Annotated in this window: 3 protein-coding genes; 2 read left to right on the forward strand and 1 reads right to left on the reverse strand. The window is 67.9% G+C overall.

Annotated features, from left to right (window positions below; translation table 11 throughout):
* Both FJ251_14005 and FJ251_14010 read left to right on the forward strand, forming a co-directional pair.
* Positions 1-324 (forward strand): T9SS type A sorting domain-containing protein (locus FJ251_14005; protein MBM4118818.1); only part of this gene is annotated, 324 nt, incomplete at its 5' end.
* Between the two features lie 434 nt (positions 325-758).
* Complete coding sequence (locus FJ251_14010) at positions 759-2,756, forward strand: hypothetical protein (GenBank protein ID MBM4118819.1); 1,998 nt, start codon at positions 759-761, stop codon at positions 2,754-2,756.
* Between the two features lie 138 nt (positions 2,757-2,894).
* Here the strand turns inward: FJ251_14010 and FJ251_14015 are convergent.
* A partial coding sequence (locus FJ251_14015; GenBank protein MBM4118820.1) for a DUF1998 domain-containing protein occupies positions 2,895-4,306 on the reverse strand: 1,412 nt, incomplete at its 5' end.

Raw genomic sequence — 4,306 nt, forward strand, 5'->3', positions numbered from 1 at the left:
CCCGGCTTCACACCCACCGACGTCGTCGAGACCGAGCTGATGGCCGGAGATCGGCTGGACATCTACCCGAGCCCGCTCGCCCGCGGCCTGCAGGCGACGATCCGCGCCTCCCGCAGCCCCGGCGCTGAGAGCGGCAAGCTGCTCGTCTTCGACGCGCAGGGCCGCACGGTGCGGCTCATCCAGGCGCGCGTGGCGGGCAACGAGGTCACGGCGCAGTGGGACGGCCGCACGGGCCATGGCGAGCGCGCCGCGGCGGGCGTGTACTTCATTCAGTGGCGCGATGCGCGCGGCAGCGCGTCGGGGAAGCTGGTACTCTTGGACTAGGGGCGCGGGCTCGCATCCTCTCGCCTGCGAAACAACGCAGGCGACCCGGATGCGAGCCCGCTTGCGCGAAGAGAAAGAGCCCGGCGTGCGGTCGCGCGCCGGGCTTCTGCATGCCCGCGAGTGTACACGTGTACAATCACCGCCCAAGCAGCAGCTCGAGCAGCGCCTGCGCGGCCTGCACCGGCTTCTTCACGCCCGCCAGCGCTGCGGCGAGCTTGTAACCCTGCGAGCCCTAGGCGCGCAGTGAGTCCTCGATAGGAGTGATCGAGGCCTGTACAAAGTGGCTATCCGTGAAGAATAGCGGATGGATCGCTCTTGGATTGTTACGCTGGATGGCGTTGCTCTATAATGGTCGGAATCGGACAGCAATGGGATCTCAGTAGGCCACTGATCGAGAGGTGTGCACTGTGGGAAGGGCGCGGCGGATCGCTTCTATGCTCTGGCTTGCCATCTTGGCCCTATCGATCGGTACTGCGCAGGGCCAGCCCAGCGGAGCCATCATCGGTTGGGGGGACCGGGTCGTCGTGGAGCAGGCTGAATTGGAGGACCTCGTCGCTGTGGCGGGAGGCGGCTTCCACAGTCTCGGCCTGAAGAGCGATGGGACGATCGTGGGATGGGGAGCCAATGGCGACGGCCAGTGCAGCGTCCCGGCGCCCAATGCCGACTTCATCGCCGTCGCGGCAGGCGAGCGCCACAGCCTCGGACTGAAAAGCGACGGGATGATCATGGCATGGGGAGACGATTACCATGGCCAGTGCAACATCCCGACGCCCAATGCCGACTTCATCGCCGTCGCAGGAAGTTATGCTCACAGCCTCGGCCTGAAGAGCGACGGGACAATCGTGGCATGGGGATACAATGACTATGGCCAGTGCAACATCCCGGCGCCCAATGCCGACTTCATCGCCGTCGCGGGCGGCTACTTCCACGGCCTCGGCCTGAAGAGCGACGGGACGATCGTGGCATGGGGGAACAACTACTACGGCCAGTGCAATGTCCCGGCGCCCAATGCCGACTTCATCGCCGTCGCGGCAGGCGAGCTCCACAGCCTCGGTCTGAAGAGCGATGGCACGATCGTGGCCTGGGGAATGAATAGCTCCGGCCAGTGCGACGTGCCGGCGCCCAATGCCGACTTCATCGCCGTCCGGGCAGGCGCGATACACGGCCTCGGCCTGAAGAGCGATGGAACGATCGTGGCATGGGGCCGGAATGACGATGGCCAGTGCGACGTGCCGGCGCCCAATGCCGACTTCATCGCCGTCGCGGGAGGTTGGGGTCACAGCCTCGGCCTTAAGAGCAATGGGACGATCGTGGCATGGGGATACAATACCTCCGGCCAGTGCAACGTTCCGGCGCCCAATGCCGACTTCATCGCCGTCGCGGCAGGCGGCTACCACGGCCTCGGCCTGAAGAGCGATGGGACGATCGTGGGATGGGGATCCAATAGCTACGGCCAGTGCAGCGTCCCAGCGCCCAATGCCGACTTCATCGCCGTCGCGGCAGGCGAGCACCACAGCCTCGGCCTGAAGAGCGATGGGACGATCGTGGCATGGGGAATGAATAGCTCCGGCCAGTGCAACGTCCCGGCGCCTAATGCTGACTTCATCGCCGTCGCGGCGGGCGACTCCCACAGCCTCGGCCTGAAGAGCGACGGGTCGATCTTGGCATGGGGAATGAATAGCTCCGGTCAGTGCAACGTCCCGGCGCCTAATGCTGACTTCATCGCCGTCGCGACAGGCGACTCCCACAGCCTCGGCTTGAAGAGCGACGAGACGATCGTGGCATGGGGATACAATAGCGACAATCAGTGCAACGTCCCGGCGCCCAATGACGACTTCATCGCCGTCGCCGGAGGCCGACACCACAGCCTTGGCCTAAAGAGCGACGGGACGATCGTGGCGTGGGGAAGAAACGACGATGGTCAGTGCAGCGTGCCGGGGCCCAATGCCGACTTCATCGCCGTCGCGGCAGGTTATGCTCACAGCCTCGGCCTGAAGAGCGACGGGACGATCGTGGCATGGGGGGACGACTACTGTGGTCTGTGCAACGTCCCGGCGCCCAATGCCGACTTCATCGCCGTCGCGGCAGGCGACTTCTACAGCCTCGGCCTCAAGAGCGCGGAGACTGGCGTTGCCGGAACCGAGTTCAGCGGCGCCGATCGCCTGCTGATCTACCCCAGTCCGCTCGGCCGCGGTCTCTTGGCGACGATTTGCGCCACGCGCGCAGCGGGCGCGGGAGGCGGCCAGCTTCGCATCTTCGACGCGCAGGGTCGCACGGTGCGGCTCATCCAGGCGCGCGTGGCGGGCAGCGAGGTCACGGCGCAGTGGGACGGCCGCACGGGCCATGGCGAGCGCGCCGCGGCGGGCGTGTACTTCATTCAGTGGCGCGATGCGCGCGGCAGCGCGTCGGGCAAGCTGGTACTTCTGGACTAGGGGCGCGGGCTCGCATCCTCTCGCCTGCGAAACAACGCAGGCAACGAGGGCGCGAGCGCACTAGCCCAAATGCAAAAAGAGCCCGGCGCGCTGTCGCGCGCCGGGCTTCTGTATGCCCGCGAGTGTACACGTGTACAATCAGCGCCCCAGCAGCAGCTCAAGCAAGGCCTGCGCGGCCTGCTTGCCCGGAATCGCGAAGTCGGGGCTGAGGTCCGGGTCCTCGTGGCGGCCGGGCGTCACGGCCGGGAGCCCCACGCAGGCCGGGCAGCCGTCCGCGCAGGCGCAGCCGGCGAGGATGTCGAGACACGCAGCGAGCAGGCGCTCCAGCTCGTCGTAGCCGACGCGGCTGTAGCCGAGGCCGCCGTGGAAGCGGTCGTAGACGAACAGCGCCGTCGCGCCCAGGTTGCTCGCGTCCACCACGCCGCCCAGGTCGGCGCGGTCGCACATCGCGAAGAAGGGCAGCGCGGCCTGCACGAGGTTCTTCACGCCGGCCAGCGCCTCGGCCAGCTTGTGGCCCTGCGCGTCGAGAGCGAGCACCGTGTCTTCGGTGGGCGCGATCCAGAAGGCCCGCGTGCGCAGGTGGTGCCAGGGCAGGTCCAGCTTGCCCCAGCCGATCGAGTCCAGGCTGCCGAACTTGATCTTCTTGAAGGCGAAGGTGGTCTTGCTGACGGTGACGTCGCCGAAGCCCAGCGTGCACGTTTCGGCGGCCGCGCCCGCGGGCCGCAGTGCCACCCGTTCCAGCCCCGCGTCCAGCTTCACGCGCTGCTCGCTGATGGGCTGCGTGTAGTAGTCCACCGCCCGCGGCTCGACGTAGGCCACCTTCTGGTCGAGATCCAGCTCGCGCACGAAGTGCGTCTCGCCGTCGTGCAGGTAGATCGCCTCGGGATAGACGAGCTGGCAGGCCCCGAGCAGATCCACGTTGCCGATCACGCTGTCGCCCGGCACCTGCACAATGCTGACCGTGTCGAGGACGCTCTGGCGCAGGTTCACCTCGGCGGCCGGATAGCTCGTCCCCGCGTGGAAGACCTGATCGCCCGCGCGCCTGAGCTCGCCCCGCTGCTCGAGGATCTCCATCACGCCCGGCGCGAGCGGGCCGAAGAGATCCTCGTCGGCCGGCGTGAGCGGCAGCTCGAAGGCCGCGCAGCGCAGGTGCGGCAGCAGGATGAAGGGGTTGCCGTGGTCGGCCACGGCTTGCTCGGGGTTCTGCCGGAAGAAGAACTCGGGGTGGCGCATGAGGTACTGGTCGATGGGGTCGTTGTGGCCGACCAGGATGGCGCAGCTCTCCGCCTCGCCCCGCCCCGCGCGGCCCGCCTGCTGCCAGGTGCTGGCCACCGTGGGTGGCAGGCCGACGAGGATCGCGGCGTCCAGGCTGCCGATGTCGATGCCCAGCTCCAGCGCGTTCGTGCTCGAGACGGCCATCAACTCGCCGCTGAAGAGCTGCCGCTCGATCTCGCGGCGCTCCTCGGGCAGGTAGCCGCCGCGGTAGGCGCGGATGCGCGCAGCCAGGTGCGGCGCCTCGCGCAGCAGGGCGTCGCGGCAGTAGCGGTCCC

This window comes from bacterium, from assembly GCA_016873475.1.
Classification (GTDB): Bacteria; Krumholzibacteriota; Krumholzibacteriia; order JACNKJ01; family JACNKJ01; genus VGXI01.